This is a genomic window from Patescibacteria group bacterium (genome assembly GCA_004297215.1).
Taxonomy (GTDB): Bacteria; Patescibacteriota; Patescibacteriia; order UBA9934; family GWF2-40-263; genus 2-01-FULL-63-20.
In genome coordinates, this window is record SCUM01000001.1 from 468,845 (window position 1) to 487,254 (window position 18,410).

At 63.6% G+C, this 18,410-nt stretch carries 14 protein-coding genes and 3 tRNA genes; 2 read left to right on the forward strand and 15 right to left on the reverse strand.

Annotation, left to right across the window (positions count from 1 at the left end):
• Positions 1-76 precede the first annotated feature (76 nt).
• From recG to EPO34_02490, 15 genes are all read right to left on the reverse strand, one after another.
• A complete protein-coding gene (gene recG, locus EPO34_02420; GenBank protein TAK03992.1) occupies positions 77-2,128 on the reverse strand; it encodes an ATP-dependent DNA helicase RecG in 2,052 nt (683 codons plus the stop codon).
• Positions 2,129-2,190: 62 nt separating this feature from the next.
• A tRNA-Arg gene (locus EPO34_02425) sits at positions 2,191-2,267 on the reverse strand.
• A gap of 40 nt (positions 2,268-2,307) precedes the next feature.
• Positions 2,308-2,817, reverse strand: coding sequence for a hypothetical protein (locus EPO34_02430; protein TAK03993.1), 510 nt, complete (start codon positions 2,815-2,817; stop codon positions 2,308-2,310).
• 12 nt (positions 2,818-2,829) lie between these two features.
• Positions 2,830-2,917: transfer RNA gene (locus EPO34_02435), tRNA-Ser, on the reverse strand.
• 186 nt (positions 2,918-3,103) lie between these two features.
• A tRNA-Ser gene (locus EPO34_02440) sits at positions 3,104-3,198 on the reverse strand.
• A 58-nt stretch (positions 3,199-3,256) separates the two neighbouring features.
• The gene (locus EPO34_02445; protein ID TAK03994.1) at positions 3,257-3,883 is read right to left on the reverse strand and encodes a ComF family protein; all 627 of its coding nucleotides are present in this window, start codon (positions 3,881-3,883) and stop codon (positions 3,257-3,259) included.
• A gap of 58 nt (positions 3,884-3,941) precedes the next feature.
• Positions 3,942-4,508, reverse strand: a complete 567-nt coding sequence (locus tag EPO34_02450) for a hypothetical protein (protein TAK03995.1) — start codon at positions 4,506-4,508, stop codon at positions 3,942-3,944.
• A 34-nt stretch (positions 4,509-4,542) separates the two neighbouring features.
• Positions 4,543-6,651, reverse strand: coding sequence for a DUF87 domain-containing protein (locus tag EPO34_02455; GenBank protein TAK03996.1), 2,109 nt, complete (start codon positions 6,649-6,651; stop codon positions 4,543-4,545).
• Positions 6,652-6,653: 2 nt separating this feature from the next.
• On the reverse strand, positions 6,654-7,340 hold the full coding sequence (locus EPO34_02460) for a hypothetical protein (protein ID TAK03997.1): 687 nt from the start codon (positions 7,338-7,340) through the stop codon (positions 6,654-6,656).
• Between the two features lie 64 nt (positions 7,341-7,404).
• Positions 7,405-7,845 carry a PrgI family protein gene (locus EPO34_02465; protein TAK03998.1) on the reverse strand — a complete coding sequence of 147 codons (441 nt, stop codon included), beginning with the start codon at positions 7,843-7,845 and terminating at the stop codon, positions 7,405-7,407.
• Positions 7,846-7,942: 97 nt separating this feature from the next.
• Entirely contained in the window at positions 7,943-9,679 is a 1,737-nt protein-coding gene (locus EPO34_02470) for a hypothetical protein (GenBank protein TAK03999.1), read from the reverse strand.
• A gap of 18 nt (positions 9,680-9,697) precedes the next feature.
• Complete coding sequence (locus EPO34_02475) at positions 9,698-12,292, reverse strand: hypothetical protein (protein ID TAK04000.1); 2,595 nt, start codon at positions 12,290-12,292, stop codon at positions 9,698-9,700.
• Between the two features lie 113 nt (positions 12,293-12,405).
• Positions 12,406-12,756 carry a four helix bundle protein gene (locus EPO34_02480; GenBank protein TAK04001.1) on the reverse strand — a complete coding sequence of 117 codons (351 nt, stop codon included), beginning with the start codon at positions 12,754-12,756 and terminating at the stop codon, positions 12,406-12,408.
• A gap of 134 nt (positions 12,757-12,890) precedes the next feature.
• A complete protein-coding gene (locus tag EPO34_02485; protein TAK04002.1) occupies positions 12,891-15,188 on the reverse strand; it encodes a M23 family metallopeptidase in 2,298 nt (765 codons plus the stop codon).
• A 196-nt stretch (positions 15,189-15,384) separates the two neighbouring features.
• Positions 15,385-16,680: a serine--tRNA ligase gene (locus EPO34_02490; protein ID TAK04003.1), complete on the reverse strand. Its 1,296-nt coding sequence runs from the start codon at positions 16,678-16,680 to the stop codon at positions 15,385-15,387.
• 207 nt (positions 16,681-16,887) lie between these two features.
• On the opposite strand from EPO34_02490, the gene EPO34_02495 reads away from it, so the two are divergent.
• The gene (locus EPO34_02495; protein TAK04004.1) at positions 16,888-17,535 is read left to right on the forward strand and encodes a hypothetical protein; all 648 of its coding nucleotides are present in this window, start codon (positions 16,888-16,890) and stop codon (positions 17,533-17,535) included.
• 193 nt (positions 17,536-17,728) lie between these two features.
• The gene (locus tag EPO34_02500; GenBank protein TAK04005.1) at positions 17,729-18,409 is read left to right on the forward strand and encodes a hypothetical protein; all 681 of its coding nucleotides are present in this window, start codon (positions 17,729-17,731) and stop codon (positions 18,407-18,409) included.
• Position 18,410: the final 1 nt, after the last annotated feature.

Here is an 18,410-nt window from a genome sequence, read left to right on the forward strand (position 1 = left end):
TTGTAAGGGTGTTGGTCAGCCGGCATATGCCGGCTGTTCAATCACCTTTACAACCCTTACCACCTTTACAACTTTTTTATTCCAAGTGCACCCGATCAAAACTCCTCTTCACTTTCTCCTTCAGCACCGGATGTCCGGACAATTCCGGGTCTTCCGCAAGCAGCTTCGACGCGGCATCGCGGGCGCGCTTCATGAGCGGGACGTCGGCAAGCGTCGCGAGTTTGAAGTCCGGGAATCCTGACTGCGCGTTGCCGAACAAGTTCCCTGCTCCGCGCAGCTGGAGGTCGGTTTCCGCGAGCGCGAACCCGTCGTCGCTCTCCACCATGGCCTGCAGCCGCTTTTCACCTGGCTTCGTGAGCGCGTCCGGCAGCAAGAAACAATACGATTGTGCCTCGCCCCGGCCCACGCGGCCGCGCAGCTGATGCAGCTGCGCAAGCCCGAACCGCTCCGCGCCTACGATGACGATGGCCGTAGCGTTTTGCACGTCCACGCCCACTTCGACGACGGTGGTCGCCACCAGCACGTCGATTTCGCCGGAACGGAACTCCTCGATCGCCTCGGCCTTTTCTGGCGAAGTCATCTTCCCGTGCAGCATCCCGATGCGCAGCCCCTTCAAGTCGCCCTTCGACAACATGGATGCCGTCTCTGACACCGACTTCGCCGCGATTTTTTCTGATTCTTCGATAAGCGGGCACACGACGTACGCCTGATGTCCGGTTGCGACCTCTTCGCGCACCTTTTCCCAAACGGCTTTTCGCTCCCCCTCCGTGACAAGGAACGTGGCGATCGGCTTCCGTCCCTTCGGTCGGTCGGGGATGACGGACAATTCGAGGTCGCCGTACAGCGTGAGCGCGAGCGAACGCGGGATCGGGGTGGCGGTCATGGAAAGCAAATGCGGCGCGGGGTCATCTTCGAGCAACGCCCGACGTTGCTCCACGCCAAAGCGGTGCTGTTCGTCGATCACCACGAGCCCGAGCTTTGGCAGGTCTACGCCGCCCTGGAACAGCGCATGGGTCCCGATGACGAACCGCACGTCGCCATTGCGGATCGCCTGGAACAGCTCGTCGCGCGGCACCGGCGCCTCGCGTACCAGGCACTGCGACGCCGTGTAGAGGGCGACGGGCGAGGACGGGAAGAACCGGCAGAACGCGGCGTGCTGCTGGCTCGCGAGGATTTCCGTCGGGGCGAGGTAGGCGACCCCGAGGCCGGCGTTGAGCGCGCTTGAAGCGGCGATCGCGGACACGGCGGTCTTGCCGCTCCCCACGTCGCCTTGCAGCAGGCGGTTCATGGGATGCGGGTTCCCCATGTCCTTCACGATCTCCCAGGCCGCGCGGCGCTGGCCCGGCGTGAGCGCGAACGGAAGCGTGGCGACGAACGACTTCAACCCCGCTTCGTCCACGGGAATCGGATGCGCGTCACGTTTCGCTGCCTGCCGCCGGATGTCGGCGTACTGGAGCTGGTGCAGGAACAGCTCGTCGAACTTGAGGCGGTCGACCGCCTTCTCGAGCGCCTCTTTGGACTCCGGAAAATGGATGCCCGCGATTGCCGCCCCCTCGCTGCCGAATCCCTCGTCCGAAAGCAAGCCGAGCGGCAGCCACTCCTCCATCTCCTGCGTGGCCGGAAGCGCGGCCTTGATCGCGGTGCGCAAGCGGCGGACGGTGAGCCCGCGCGTGAGCGGGTACACCGGCACGAGCCGCCCCGTATGCGTCCCCTGCCCGGCCGGTTCCCAGACGGGATTCACCAACGTCTTCCCGCCGAACTTCGCGTCCATGCGCCCGGCAAGCGACACGCGCGTGCCCGCGCGAAGCGACTTCTCGAGATACGGCTGGTTGAACCACATCACCTTGATTTCCCCGCTCTCGTCCGAGATGACCGCTTCGGTGAGCTTCAGTTTGGGATTCTTGTTGGCCGGACGTGTGGCGATCTTCTCGACCGTGCCCACGACCGTGGCCGTATCGTCATGCCGCAGCTTCGCGATCGGGAGCGTTCGGGAATAGTCGTCGTACCGATACGGGAAATACAGGAGCAGGTCGCGCACGGACACGACATCGAGGGTCTTGAGGTCCTTGGCCGTTTCGCTCCCGACCCCCGGCAGGGCGGTGACAGGGGTGCCTAAGTGCAGGGCCATAATGAAGGCATCTTAGAACATTGCCAGAAAAACAAAACACCCGTCTTTCGACGGAGGTTTTGTGGTGCGCCCGGCACGACTCGAACGTGCGACCCTCAGCTCCGCAAGCTGATGCTCTATCCAACTGAGCTACGGGCGCTCGCAACCTGCGGTTGCAGCGTATTCTTCATCTCTTCGGTTCAAAGCTTATACACCCGCTGCAACACGTCGGTCAAGGTTTCCTCGGTGCGATCGAGATTCTCCTTGAGAAACGGCAGCAGCGCTTCCCGGACGAGGTTCGGGTCCGTGTCCTCGAGCGGGATGGTGATGAGCGGGCGCAAGGACGACTGGAAATCGAGGTACAGGTTTTTCACCTCTGGCGGCTCGTACACGAGCGCGAAGCTCTTCATCACCTTGTACTCGTGGAAGGTGCCGCCGATGACCACGCCGTTGGTCGTCAGCACGACGCCGATGCGCGCCGGATCGCGGAACGTGGACAACAGGGTGATGATCCCCATCATGATCACGATCACCGCGAACAGGAAATTCGCGGTCCAGATGGCGTAGATGATGAGCGCGATGCCAAGGACCGAAGCGATCGCGTACCAACGCGTTGATCTGTGCTGACGCGGATACTCGTCCACCTCCCAAGAGAGCAGGTACTCCCCGGCGTGGACGGCGTCCTGCGTGTCGTGATCGTGTTCCTCCATACGTCGTTTCGATGGCGGAAAGGGTGGGATTCGAACCCACGAGACCTTGCGGCCTGCTAGTTTTCAAGACTAGTGCCTTAAACCACTCGGCCACCTTTCCATTGTTACTCGTTGATCTTCGATAAAGACACCCTTCGAGGGTCTGAGGACCCCTCAGGGTCTCAAAGACAGGGCATTCGACTCGGCTGGTCAACGACCATGAGCGGTCACCTACCGCTCAACACTGTCCTTCGATAAAGACTCAGGACATTCGACTACCTTCGTACATGGCACAACGGTAGTCGAATGGCGGAGAGGGAGGGATTCGAACCCTCGCGCCGGGAAAAGACCCGACCTACAGGTTTAGCAAACCCGCCCCTTCAGCCTCTTGGGTACCTCTCCACGTGTCATTTCCCAATACTGAAAGGTACTGGAATCCTAGCCGAAACCTCGAAAACATTCAACCTCTCGCCACCGCGAACCCCCGCACCTCCCTGGCCCCGGCGGCCTTGAGCGCGTGAGCCGCCGCGCCCATCGTGGCCCCGCTCGTGAACACGTCGTCGCACAGGAGCACGCGAGCGGGCATGGCACCGGCCGCCTCGAAGATCCCGTCCAGGTCCCCGGCCTTGCGGTCCGCGCGGCCGACCAGGGACCGCGGCCTGGTGTGCACGGAGCGGGACAACAGCGGGACGCATGGCACGCAAAGCGCGCGGGCGGCTTCCTCGGCCACTTCCCTGGCCTGGTCGAACCCGCGGGAGCGCAGGCGTTTCTCGTGCAGCGGGACCCAGGCGACGGCGTCGACGGGGAGCTCGGACGCCGTCTCGAGCGCGGCACGGACCTGTTTCATCACCGCCTCGCGTCCCTGCCCGTCCCCGCCGAACTTCCACGCCCCGATGAGCCTCCGCAGCGTCGGATCGACATACGGCCCCGCGCACAGGAGCCCGTCGAGCGGCGCCTGCTGTGGCACGTCACCGGGGACAGGAGAAAACGTGACCGCCTCGTCACACGTCCGGCAAATCGTCGCCCCTTCCGCTTTGCACCGAACGCAAAAACGCGGGAAAAGGGCGTCGATGAGCCAACGAATCATATCAGGGAGATCCTTCGTCGTTGATACGACTCAGGATGACGCTCCCTCTGCGGGAGCGTCATTTCCATGTCGCGGACGCGACCAACCACTTCCCTCCGACCTTCTCCATCGTCACTTCCAGGTCCTGGTATTTCACGCTCAAATCCTGCGGCGACCCCTTTGCTTCCTGCCGCTGGGTGCTCACACTGAACCGCATCGTGGTCGCCTGCCCTGAGCTTGTCGAAGGGTCCATCAGGTCGGCCGTGAGCGCGACCACGCGCGTGGTGACGCCGTAATATTCCGTCGGAGGCACCCCGGCGTCCGCCAGGGCCTCAAGCTGCGCGCCAAAGGCGGGGGTCGCGAGCGGGATCACGTCGCGGAGGTTGCCGAACGCGGCCTCGCTCGAGAAGCTCCCGTAGCGCTCGGCGAATACCTTGGCGACCGTCTCCGCGCCGGATTGCGTGACGCGCGCTTCCTGCGTGGGCGAGAGCGCCGCGGGAGCGGCGGCGGGAACCTCCGGGCTCGGGACGACCACGGGCTGGGCCGGGGGGACCGCCGGGGCGGATCGCAGCAACCACCACAGGATGAGGAGGAGGATGGCGACCAGCAAGGCGATAAGGATGAGGAGCTTCCGACGACGGGACATAGGGAAGGCGTTAAGGCCTCAGGCGGACAAGGCCTCAGCTGATGAGGCTTGATTTGATCTTTTCCAATTCGGCCTTCGCCGTTTCCTCGCTTGAGAGCAGCTTGGCGGCCGCATCCGCTTGGGCCTTGTCGTTATCGAGCGCCTTCACTTCTTCGTCGATCGCCATGTCGATCTCCCTTTCGGTTTCCGGCTTCCCTGGGGCCTTCCCGCCTGAAGCCTTCTCCTCCTCCCCCCGCATCTGCGCCTCGAACTCCTTCTTGGCCCGCTCGATCTCGAGGAGCTGCGCCGGATTGGTGGTGACGATCTGGTCCTCGGTGTAGGAAGCGACCACCTTGATGGCCGCGTGCTTCTGCCCGGCGAAGAAGATCCCCTCGCCCACGCCGGATTCGAGCAGCAGGTACTTCTCCCCGTCCGTGAGCAGGAAGGTCTTCTGCACGAGGTCGATGGCGGCCGGCGACTGCTTCAGGAGGAGCTGGAGCGAGGAGTTGTTGACGATCGCCTGGCCGTAGGGCGAACGCAGGAAGTCGTTCACGTCCTGGGTGATGGTGGTGACCCCGAGGAAGTACTTGCGGCAGCGCTTCACGAGCGCGAACACGAACTTCGCCGAGTCCTCGTACTGCATGAGCCACCAGGCCTCGTCGATCACCAGGATGCGCTTCTTGCGCTCGGAACGCACCACGTTCCAGATGTAGTTCACGATGGAGTACACCGCCGTGGGGCGCAGCTCGTCCTCGAGGTCGCGCACGGAGAAGATCACCAGCTGGTTGCTCATCGTGACCGTGGTAAGCGAGTTGAGGAGCCCGCCGAAGGTGCCGGTGGTGTACTTCATGAGGCGCGCCACGAGGTCGGCGGTCCCCTCCATGCCCTCGAGCACGTCCTGCAGGTCCTGCATGGTGGGCGGCTCGATGTTGGACAGGTCCATCAGGTCCGCGGTGATGTCCTTCTTGGCGTACGTCTCGATGAGCGCGCGGTCAAGCAGCGAATCCTCCTCCGGGGTGAACCCCACCTTGCCCGCCTCATTCCCGATCGGCTTGCCGATCATGATGCGCAGGAGGCCCTTGAGGGTGATCACGGCGCTCCGGATGATGTCTTCCACGCGCGTCCCCTCGCCCACGGCGCGCGGCAGGTCGAACGGGTTCACCTTGGCAGGCGAGGCGAGCGACACGCTGATGTAGGTGCCGCCCACCGCGTCGGAGAGATGCTTGTATTCCATCTCCGGGTCGATGACGATCACGTCCACCCCCATCATGAGCGAGCGCAGGATCTCGAGCTTGATGGCGTAGCTCTTGCCCGCGCCGGAGGTGGCGAACACGACGGCGTTCGCGTTTTGCAGGCTGAAACGGTCGAACAGGATGAGGGAGTTGTTGTGGCGGTTGATGCCGTAGAGGATGCCGTTGTCGCTCGTGAGCTCGGAGCTGATGAACGGGAAGCTCGCCGCGATCGGCGAGGTGTTCATGTTGTAGGTGATCATCAGCTCGTCGTTCCCTAGCGGGATGGTGGAGTTGAACCCCTGCTCGGCCTGGTAGTAGCCGGCCTTGGAATAGATGAGCTTGCTTCCGAACATCGCCTCGATCTCGGAGCCGGTGCGGTCGAGCTCCTCTTCCTTGGTGGCGTAGATGGTGATGTAGAAGGCGAATTGGAAGAAATGCTCGGTCCCCTGGGTGAGCGCGTCGCGCAGCGCCTCCACGTCGCGCAGGGCGGTCTCGGCGAGCGGGTCGCGCGGCGCGCCCTTGTCGGCGTTCCCGATGATGGTGGCCTCGAGCACGCCCACCTTCTTCTGCAACTGCTTCAAGATGACGTTGGCCGGGATCGGATAGAAGTACATCGCCACGTCGAACGTGCGGTTCATGTTGATGATCGGCGAACTCCACCCAAGGCCGATGTGGCGCGGATAGGTGATGATGAACACCGTGCGCACGTAGAGCCCCGAGACGCGCAGGTAGGTGGGGGTGACCTCGAAGGAGGCCGGCGAGATGAGGTCGCGCACGGTGACCACGCCCTTGCGGTAGATGCGTTCCTCCTCGAGCGCGATGCGCTCCGTGGCGACGCGCGCCTGCTCGACGCTCGCCGCTTTCGGCGGCGGCGCGGCCTTCTTCGGCGGCGGCGCGGCGGCTTGTCCGAGTTGTCCGATGTCGATTGCCATAATCAGGCCAAATCCTCTGTACGGATCTTCGCCAGGTCGTTCAGCTTTTCCGTGTCGAAGACGTCGGGGTTATAGGCGGTGTAATACAGCTCGATGAGCCCCTGGGTGTCGAGCCGGACGGCCGAGAGCCCCATGCTCGAGAGCGCGCCGCTCGTGACGTCCACGCGGCGGCCGAGCTGCTCCAGCCGGTCCTTGAGCTGCTTCTGGTTCAAGTTGGCGGCGGCGGCGGGCGAGAACGCCTCGCCCAGGCGCGTGAAGAAGTTCTTGCGCTTGTTGGACACCGGGTCGTAGGGCACCACCACGTAAAACCGCTTCTGCATGATCTCCCCGAGGGTCACGAGCTCGGTCACGAACGTGCGGTAATCGGCGATCTGCGCCCTGAGCAGGTCGTTTTCCGTCTTCTTCTGCTGGTCGTTGAGCGACTGGATGTACGCGTCGATGTTCATCTTGCGCGACTGGATCACGATCTGGACGGGATACTCGAGCGAATTGAGGAAGGTGATGTAGGACTGGATGATGGCCTCCTGCTCCTCCCCGCTCTTCAGCGCGAAATTGATGCTGCTTACGAGCAGCACGGCGCGCACGGTGCCGTCCTTGAGGAGCACCATGTCGTCGCGGATCTCCGCGACGTCCAGGTACCGCTGGGTCGCGGGGCCGGGCTTGGGTTTGGCGAGCGCCTTGGATTGCATAGCGCGTAGGTGGTAGTGCGTAGTGCGTAGTGCGTAGATTTTCCTACGCACTACGCACTACGTACTACGTACTCCCGTTTTCCGGCTTATACACCCCGCCGGTGTTCACCACGAGCGTGAGCTCCGCGAGCTTGGACGCCGATACCGGCGCCTTGCGCAGGGGCGGGGCCGGCGGCGGCGGCGCCACCGACCTGGTGAGCGCGCGCAGCTCGCCGTCGTTGAGCGTCTTGTCCCACACGCGCAGCTGGGGCTTGCGGAAGGTCTGGGTGATATTGAGGATGAAATAGTGGAACGGCTGGCCGTTGACCCGCGCGAAGGCGAGCACCACGCCCATGGCGAACAACGGGATCGCGGTCATCAGGAAGTAGACGAACGGCAGGGCCTTGTACAGGATCGCGTCCGTCATCAGCACCACGAGCATGATCACGAACTGCCGTCCGGTGACGGGCCCGAGGATCTTGTCTTCCGCATCGATGAATTGTGGGACGACGAATTGTTCCGGCATGGAATTCGTTACGAACCTACGAACGGCTACGAACCAACGAACGTCACATCCCCTTTTCGTAGTTTCGTAGCCGTTCGTTGGTTCGTAGCATATCTTATCAGAATCTAAGCTCCCCGTTGAGCTTGATGAGCGACGCGAGCTCGGAGGCGGTAAGCATGGCCGGATCCGCCTTGCGGCGCTCCTCGGCCACCTGGACCACCGATTTCCCGGAGCTGAGCGCCTCCTGGCTCAAGGCCACGTACAGCCGATGCACGGCCGATTCCCGCCAGCCCTTGATGGCCGCGATGCGCTGGTCGTACCCCTGGTCCTCTAAGAGCGCCACCTTGGCTTTCACCTTGCGCGCGGCCTCCTCGGGGTCCTTGGAAAGCCGGCGGAACTCGGCGAGCGTCATCCCGCGCAGCTCGTCCACCGGGCCGGCGAGGCGGCGCGCGGCGCGCACGTCGTCCACCCTGGGGCGTCCGGCGCCGGGCGGAATCGTGGCCGCCGACACGCGTGCGGTCGCCGCCGCCTTCATGGCTCCTATCGGGGCGGCCGAAACGGCGTCCGTGGGGCGGCCCGTGAGCTCGGCATAGCGCTTGCTAAGCGCCGCCTCCTCAAAGGCGCGGCGCGCTTCGTCCTTGCTCCGTTTCTCCTCCTGGGTCCGGGATACGAACTCCTTCTGCGCGCTCGCGGCCGTCGCGTCCGTCGAACTCCGGCGCTGTGCGACCAGCTTCTCGAGCGTTTCCACGGTCGTCGCGAGCGCGGCGCCCTGGATCCCGACCCCGCCCTTGTCCACGGCCGCCTCAAGCGTCTCACGCGTCTCGAACGCGTCGCGCACGTCGCGCACGCGGGCGTCGACCGCGAGCTCGAACCGCTTCTTCATGTCGGCGTTCGCGAAGGAGAGGCCGGCGGCCTGCGCGACCTGGTCGGCAAACGAGCCGCGCGGGACCTCACCCATGCCCTCTCCTTCGTAAGGAGAGGGATAGCTCGGTTTGATTCCCTTCTTCTTCGTGAGCGCCGCAACTTCGGCTGCGTCTTCGTCCGTCGGGACATCGACGGCTCTGCCGGCGAGGGGCTGGCGAGCTACCCCTTCCTTACGAAGGAGGGGCATGGGGAGGTCCGTGCCTGCGCTCGTGCCCGCGGTCGGGACGGGACTCGTCTCGCTTCGTACCGTCCCTGCCCCCTCCTTTCCAAGGAGGGGGGCCTGCGGGCCCTCGGGTGAAACGGCGGGTGCCTGGACCGTCTTTGGCGTGTCTGCGAACGAGATCTTCACGAACGCCAACCGCTCCGCGACCCCCTTGAGGAGCTCGCGCGCGTCCGCCTCGGGCATGTCGAGCCCGCCCACCTTGCTCGCGCGCGACATCATGTTGGCCGCCTCGTTCTCGTCGCGCACGCCTTTGACGAACGAGGTGACGAGGAGCACCAGGCGGTTCTGCAGCACGTCCGTCGGCATGCGTACCATGTGCTCGGCCAAGTACCCGGCCACGAACGATTCGGCGGTGACCTTTGGCATGTCCACCGTCTTCCCTCCCTCCATCTTGGAAAGGTCCCCGCCCCAAGAGGCGATCGCGCCGGCCACGTCGCCCACGGCCCCGGCGATGGGAAGCAGCCGGTCGGCCGCGAGGTCCACGGCCGCCGCCTTCGACTTCGCCTCGGGCACGCCAAGCTTCACGAGCTCCGACGGGAGCGCGTCGAGCGCCACTTCCCCGAGCACGACGCGATCAAGCAGCTTCAAGACGCCTGAAAGCTTTGGCAAGGCATGACGCTCCTCCCACTTCTTCAGGAACCGAACGGCGTCCGGATGGCTCAAGAAATCCAGGACGGGCTCTGGGATGTCCGCGTACGTTTTTGCCATAGGCTCCCGATGGCTCGATTAGACCGTGCCGGTCGGCGGCTTAGGCGTCTTGCTGGCCGCCAGCCGGCTCGCATACTCCCCACCGATCTCATTGATATCCTTCTCAAGCCGGCTCATCTGTTCCTGGAATCCCTTCATCGCCAGGCGTTCGTCGCCTGTCTGTTGGAAGCCAGGCTTCTGGTTGAGCTTCTCCAGCTTGATGCGTGCGTCGTTATAACGGAGGAGGAGATCGTTCGCGCGCCTCTGCACTTCGCGTTCAGCCTCGCGCGCGTCCGTCGGCGGAGGAGTCGCGGCTGCGGGCGCTGCCGCCGTGACCAAATCAGGCGGATTGGCGGAAGCGAACGCCGATGTCAGCGCCGTCTCCTGCCAGCCGCTCTCCTTCAGCTGTTCTTCAAGCGCGGCGAGCTTGCCGGTCTGGAGGTTGTCGTTGAGCATCGAGCGGATGTTGTCGATATCAGGAAGCATGGCCTTCTGCCCGTCCGGACCGGCCTGTTTGAACCCGCGCACCACGCTCGCCATGGCGTTGTCGTCGAGGTGCGGCAAGGCGTCGGCCTTTATGCGCTCGCGCGCCTCGGGCTTCATGCGGCCGATCACGAGCGGGTCGGCCTTGATGGCGGTGGCGAACGACTCGGCATTCTTCTCCGCAAAACCGGCGGCCTGGTCGGGATTCATCTGCTGCAATGCCGCGGTCACGTTCAGCGGGCTTTCTTTCTTGAGCTCCTCCTTGGACATCTTGGCGTAGAGGCCTCCCAGGCCTCCCTCATAGGCATCCTTCACGCGACCGCCCATGCGCCCGGCCGCGATATAATCAGGCACCTTGACCGGCTTGCCCTTGTCAGGCCCGTCTTTCCATACGTCGCCGCTGTCGATGTCCGCGATCCGGTCCTTGAAGCCCTTGTTGCCCGACAACGCGGCCCACGCCTTCGGATCCAACTTGCGCAGGCTTTCCACGTCGGTGATCTTGCTGAAGTCGCCCGTGACGTCGGGACGCGTCGCCTGCAGGTCCTTCAGGCTGTCGTTCATCGCCTTGTCCCCCTTGAAGAGGTCCGTCATTTCCTTGCCGCCCAGCTCTTCGTACAGGTTCCCGAACACGCCGGCCTGGTCGAGCGCCTTGCGCGCGTCCTTGTTGCTCGCCATCTCGGCGAATACCGCCTGCATCTGCTGCTTTTGGCGGCTGTCGAGCTTCTTGCCGGACTTCACCGACTGGCCGGCGGCCACCAACCCGGCGATCTTGGCGTCCTCGCCCATCCCTTCAAACGGCTTGCCGACCTTCTTGGCGGCTTCGGCGACCTTGGCCTGCTGGGCCGACACCTTCTCCATGGCCTTCGCGCGCTTGAGCGGATCCTCGATCCCCTTGGCCTTGGCCTCCTGCTTCTTGAGCGCGTCCATGCGCCGGCCCTGCATGAACTGGCTCGTATCGATGCGGCTCGCGGCCGCTCCGGCCACGTACTTGCCGCCGCGCGCCACCGCGCCCGCGCCCTTGCCGAGGCCTTTGGCGCCAAGCCCGCCCGCGAACCGGGCCATTACCCCGCCGGCGCCCTGGCCCTTGTGGAGCATCCCGCCGATCACCCCGCTCGCGCCATGGCAGAAATCCGCCGCGGCCTGGAACCCGGCGTAGAGCATCCCCATGCCGATCACGAAGGTCATGAGGTGCACCGGCTCGAAGATGGCGAGCTTGATGGGAAGTTCCTCGCCCGGAAGCCGCGGGGCGCTGAACGCCTCGAACCCCTTGCTTGCGGCGACGTTGCCCGCCCCGAGCACGGCCAGGGTGAGCCAGAGGAAAAAGGTGAGGAGCGGACCGGAAACGACGTAACAGTTGAACTTCTTCCACCAGTCCGCATAGGCGTCGCTGTGCGTGAGTCCCTGGATGCCGCCCACGAACCAGGTGAGCGGCGCGATGGTGACGAGGATCCACAGCGCCACGATGCGGATCACGAGGATCGCGAGCAGGATCATCACGGTGACCAGCACCCACAGGTTCATGATCACGTGCGCGACCGCGGCAAAGAAGAGGTCGACGCTATAGATAGCGCTGGTGTTCGTGAACTGGCTCCCTTGGATGCCGAACATCTGGACGAAGTTGCCGGCGGCCACGGCCTGAAGCGCGTTGGCGAACGTGAGCATCACCACCTGGCCGATGTCGATGATGATCCCGCAGATGGTCTTAGAGAAATTGATGACGATGGCGAACAGGAGGAGCCTGGGCACCTGCTGCTGCCACTGGAAGCGCGACGACCCGAAGATGGTCCCCACCGCGATCACCACGAGCACCACCACGAAGAACATGTTCACGGTGTCGCGCACGATCGCCCAGCCGGCCGAGACCACAGGCGAATCCACGAACCCGTTGTACTGCATCACCTTGATGACCGTCCCGAGCAGGATCGACATCAGGCTCGCGAGGAACGCCGCGACGTGGTCGATGAGGCCGGCGAGCAGGATCAGGACGTTGTCAATCGTGCTTGGCTCTTTCGGATTTGCCGCTCGCACTTGGATTGCCGTATCCTGCGCCCACGCGAGGCCTGGGGTCGCGAACGCGAGGAAAACGCCAAGAGCCGCTCCGATCTTCGCCGGACGCGAACAGAACCATTGCCAGTGCCTCCGAGGCTGCATAATTGGCGTAAGTATAGCATAGGGGAGGGTCTGCGGCCTATGGAAAACTTGAAGGACCAAAACTTGAAGGACCAAAGGGCTTGAAAAAGGACGAAATTTGAAGAGAAAGGCGTTTATACGACGACTTTGCCGATGATGGCACCGAAAATACGAACCAGTTCCCCTGCCTCGGCGGTCAGCCGTCCTCGTTCCTTCGCAAGCACGACACTGGAACCCACATCAAGGATTCCAAGCCAATACCCGCTTTCACGCGATTCCTTCTTTGCAATCTTCAAACGAAGAACGAAATCTTTCCGACTTACCCCTTCGTTCCCTTCCAAATAATTCGCCCCAATGGACCCGGACGACCGAATGAGTTGTTTGCCATCTTCCTTGTTCCAAGGATTCATCGGCAGCCGCTTCACCAACTGACGGACGTCCATGGCGAACTCAGATGTCCGCCGCTCAAGATCATAAATCCTCATAACTTCTTTCTATGCTATTTCAATCCTTCGCCCTTTCACCCTTCGTCCTTTCACGTTTCCATTGGTCCTTCAAGTTTTGGTTCTTCAAGTTTTAAGAAAATTGGCCCCAGGAGTCCCCCGGAGCCACATCGTCGTCACGGAATCATCAGAATCAGTCCACACCCAGTGCTCGTCGGGTCGTCGGACGTGTCGATGTCCACCGCTTCCCCGTCCACGTCGGCGGCGGCCGTCCCTTGCCTCGTCCCGTACAGCCCTTGCGAGGCGTCGTAGGGGCCGATGCACGACCAGCTCACGTGGCCGTCCGGCATCTCGTATTCCGCCGAGAACCGGAAGCGGTCGCCGCTCCCCACCCCGTCGAGGTCGTAGGTGACGGTCGCGGCGTCGTGGACCGTCCCGAGCTCGTGGTAGAAGAAGCCGTAGCTCCCGTCCGCGAACAGGTACTCGCCGGAGAGGGTGATGCGCTGTGCGGTCGCGGAGAACGGCGTGGTCCAGGTCAGGTGGAGCGCATGAGCCGCTCCAGCATCGTCTGCTCCGTCTGCGCCTCCTCCATCGTCCTCGGTCCCGTCCGTGTCGCCGCCATCAGGCGGAACGCCGTCAGCAGCAGGGTCATCCGATGCCGCGCCGTCGTCTCCGTCGTCGCTTTGCGGCGGTTCATCTTCGTTTCCTCCATCGTCATCTCCTTGTTCCGGCTCCGGGTCGAACTCCGCCACGCCGGGGATGACGGTCTCGTGCACGCACCCGTCCGGGTCGAACCCGAGACGCGTCGTTGGAATAAGCGCGTCCGGCTCGTACCGGACCGCCAGGTCGCCCGCGCCTTCGCACGAACGGTTGATTCCGGCAACGTCGCCGGTGATGACCACGAACCGCACCAGGTCTCCGGGCACCAGGTCGTCCACGACCGCCACGAACCCGTTCCCGACAGGCTCGAACGGATACGGCGCGTAGGCGCGGATGAGGCTCTCATCCGCGTGCGCCGTCTCGACCAGGAACCAGGTCTGGTCCGGGACGTTGCCGGGCACATAGGCGATGCCGAGCTGTCCCCCGTCGAGCGCGAGCAGCGCGTCGGGATCCGGCGACCCGTCCGGCGTCTGCTCCCCGCCGGCACCGCCATCATCGGACAGGCCGAACGCGACGGGCTCGTCGCAGGTCGAGACCCTCGCGCGCGTCACGCAGCCGAACCCGGTCGTGCAGTCCCCGAGCGGGAGCCCGGAGGCGGCGAGCGTGCCGTCAGGCACGAACCGGATGCGTGCCGGCGCATACCCGAGCATGAGCAGCGTCGGCCAGTCCGCGATGGGCATGAGCCCGCGCGGGGTCACGGCGTACACGTCGCTCCTCGACATCTCGCGCACGAGCGTGCCGGTCACGAGGCCTGGCGCCGGCGTCCAATCGAGGTCGGCGGGCGAACTGATGGTGGCGCCGACCCCGTAGCAGGCGAGCTCCTCGTCGGAGATCGTCAGCACGTCGTCGAAGTCGTAGCCGAGCGCGTAGAACGCGTTCTCGTCCACGACGTGGCGCGCTCCTCCGCCGTCCAGCTGGTACACGTGCGGGTCCGCGGGGGTCTTCACGAGCGCCCCGTCGGGATGCCGCAGCGGCACCGCGAGGTCCGACGCATACGAGCGGCCGCCCGGGATGCCGCACACGGCGTCGCTCCCATCAAGCCGCAGGCTCGTCCCGTCCGCGCCGCGCACGAGCACGGCGGAGGGGATGCTTTCGCCGCGTTCCGCCGGGAGGGCGGCATCGCCGCGGTGCACGCCAACGTGCACGTGGTCGCCGTCGCAGGCCCCGGTGCACCCCTCGTAGCCGATGAGCGTCCCCACGGCCACTTCCTGGCCGTCGGTGACGAACGCCCGCTTGAGGTGCGCGACGAGCGCGTAGGTGCCGTCGCCAAGGTCGACGTTCACGTGGATGCCGAAGCCCGTCGCCGGGTCCTCGTCATGCACCCGGGCGATGCCGGCGATCGGCGCGTACGCCTCCTCGTCCCGGTCATTGCGCGTGTCCAGATCGAGGTCATGCCTCGTGGATCGCGCGCGGTGGCTGTGCTCCCCGTCCGTTCCTTGGGTGCACAGCATCGAGGCGCCAGCCGGGACGGGAAGGTGAAGCGCGGCGATCCCGTCCGTCGCCCCTCCCACGTCGAGGTCGGGAGGCGTTTCTTCTGCCGATCCCGTGGTCGGCGCGAGGTGACACCCATACGCGAGGAGCGCGATGGCGAGAAGGGCGAGACAGGCGTTCGTGCCTTTCATCCTGATCTTCCTTTGTGAAGGTCCGCTGATGAGGCCTGCCGCGGTGTGCGACCGCCTCGCCCGGCGCGCCAGATCTTTCGCGCCGCGGCGAGAGCGTTCGACATGGCACGACCCTTGTCCCATGCCCGGTTTCCCCGACCGCCCGTCCCTTCCGCTCCGCGATGCCGCCCCGTTGGCTTCATTCGTATGCATCTACCGCCGCCGGTCGCGAGCTGGGCAGAGGATGGAAGTGGACGCGTGCGATCTTGCCTCCATTTCACTCGTTTTTTTCGCTCTTGTCAACCATTTTTTTGCTAATTTTAGCATAAAATCGTGTCATGTCGATTTGACATGACAATGCAAAATACCGCCGTTTGGCGGTACGTTGCGCGACCATCCCGTTGTCAGCTTAGGCGAACGTCTTGGGGTGGATAACATCCGTTCCCATCCACTGGCGCAAGACGACGGGGACGACGACCGACCCGTCCTTGTGCTGATAATTTTCAAGGATGGCGATCAGGATGCGGCCGATGGCGAACGCGGTGCCGTTGAGCGCATGCGCGAGCCCCTTCGCCTTCCCAGCCCCCCCTGAGCCTGCCGAAGGGTCCTTGTAGCGGATGTTGAGGCGACGGGTCTGGAAGTCGGTCGTATTGCTCGTGGAATGCGTCTCGCGATAGCGGTTCTGCCCCGGCATCCAGGTCTCGATGTCGTACGTGCGGGCGGAGGGAGCCCCGATGTCGCCCGAGCACAGCGCGACCACCTGGTACGGGAGCTTGAGCCCTTGCATGAGCCGCTCCTGAAGCGACAGGATGAGCGCGTGCTCCGCGTCGGACTCCTCCGGCTTCGTGAAACTGAACATCTCCACCTTGTCGAACTGATGCATGCGCAGGATCCCCTTCGTGTCCTTGCCGTAGCTGCCAGCCTCACGGCGGTAGCATGGAGAAATGCCCACGTAGCGCAGCGGAAGGTCCTTCGCGTCCAGCGTCTCGTCCATGAGCATGGGGCCGATTGCCTGTTCGCTGGTGCCGATGAGCACCGCGTCGTCGTTCTTCAGGTGATACACCTCCTCCTCGCCTCCGTGATCGAGGTATCCCATCGCCGCCATGGCCTTGGTGGAAATGATGTGCGGCGGAAGCACGGGGACGAACCCCTCTTTCATGAGCTCGGAAAGGGCGTACTGCACGAGCGCCAACTCGAGCTGCACCGCGGCGCCGGTGAAATACGCGAATCGCGCTCCGGATACCTTCGCGGCGCGTTCCACGTCGATCATCCCGAGCGCGGTCGCGAGCTCCATGTGGTCCTTCGCTTCGAAGTCGAACGTGGTCGGCTCCATGGATGTCCGGAGAACGACATTGCCGGTCTCGTCCTTCCCCTCCGGGACGTCGGCGCGAAGGATGTTGGGATACATCCGCACCTCACGCGCGAGCTCGGCTTCGATCTGGCCGAGCTCCGCCTCAAGCGCCTTGGCCGCCTCCTTCACTTCTTTCCCTTCCGCGGCCAGCGCCGGACGGGCCTCGGCGGAGGCCGTGGGAATCGCCTCGGCGATCTCATTCCCTCGGGCGCGCAGGGCGTCGATCTTGCCGATCTTCTTCGCGCGTTCCGCGGCCAGGCGCGAGGCCATGGACACGTCGATGGGCTTGCCGCGCTTGCGGTTGTTCTCGGCCACCAGCTCCGGGTTCTCCACGATCAGTTTCGGGTCGATCATACGTGGACATCTTGCCGGAGAAGGGGCAGGTTGTCCAAGCCCGAATCCAACACCAGGTGTTGGATTCGAAGATCGCACCCGTCCAACACCCGGTGTTGGATATTTGACTTTTCAAGGTTTTTCATATAATCTTAACTCAATCTCATTCATGACCCTCCGGTTTTCGGGGGGTTTTGCTTTTCCAACACCGGGTGTTGGACCAAACTTATGCGCGAGACGTCATTTATGAACGGAGAGTACTATCATGTCTATAACCGTGGTGTGGACAAGCGCCTCATTTTCCAGGCTGAAAGAGACCGACTGCGCTTCATGAAAGGAATCGTGGCCTTCAATGATGTCGGACGCCATGCTACCAAGTCGCTCCAACGCATCAGCCCTGTGGTACCGAGCAAAACGCCCTACGTAGAAGTGGTAGCCTACACGCTGCTACCAAACCATTATCATTTTCTTCTTCGCCAGGTCGCCGATCGTGGCGTCCCTGAATTCATGCGCCGTGTCGGGACTGGGTTCACGAAATACTTCAACCTTCGCTATCAGCGAAATGGCCGGCTATTCCAATCACCATTCCAGGCAAAACATGTGATGGATGATGGCTACTTGCTCCATCTCTCTCGGTACATTCATCTCAACGTCCTCGATCTTTCATTCCCTGAATGGCGGGATGCTGGGATTCAAGATTGGCCAGCTGCCATACGCTCGATGCGAGGCTACCTTTGGTCAAGTGCCAAGGATTATCTGGAAGGAACCAAAAGATTCTATATTCGACCTGATTCCATCCTCGAACAGTTCAAGCTCCCGGACGCATATCCCCGCTTCCTGAAAGACTGGGTCCAACACCCGGTGTTGGACCCGTAGATGGTGCCCGTCCAACACCCGGTGTTGGACGGGAGGAAAAAGGCTAACCTTCGCCCCGCTCTTGACATATCCCCATTTTTCTGGCCACCATGGAAGTGCAAGTGGGCCCACGCGGGCTGGCCCAACGCTCTTTCAAACAGCCCCAGAACCACCCGCCGCTCCCCAAAGGACGACGGGCAGAAAGGAGGGCGCCATGCGTCCCTTCCTGATGATGGCGACACTCGCCGCCCTGCCCCTCTTCGGAGGGTGCCCGAACGGCAACGGCCCGGACCCGAACGAGGGCGAGGGCGAAGGTGAGGGCGAAGGTGAAGGTGAGCCCGATAGGCTGGCCTTCGACATCCAGGCACCCGATGGTGTCTCGGCATGCGACTTCTACGTGCTGCCGATCTCGACAGAGCTCGACTACGGCACGCTCTCCGACTTCACGTCCGAGATCGAAGGGCTCGTGCCGGACTGCACGGACACGCGCACGTGCAGCATCGAGAAGGCTGGCAGCGACCCGTCGCTCTTCCACACCTACATGAGCTGCGTCAACCATCTCGCGGCGGACATCGTCGGTGAGCTGAACAACGAAGGCAACGTGGAGGTGCGCTGGCAAGACGAAGGGATTTGCGGCCTGGCGCCTGAAGCCACCTACTCGGGACCCACCGGCACGTTCTCGGTGACGACCTACATGGATGGCGGCACGCTCATCCTCGACGGCCTGCCGATCATCGGCGCCGTGGTGACGGGTACGACCTTCACCGCCGTCTCGGAGTTCGACGCGAACCAGACCATGACGGGCGAGATCCTGGATGACGACACCATGTCGCAGATCCACTACATGTGGTGCGACACGGTCACGTGTACCGAGGATGTCATCGACAGGCAGTAAC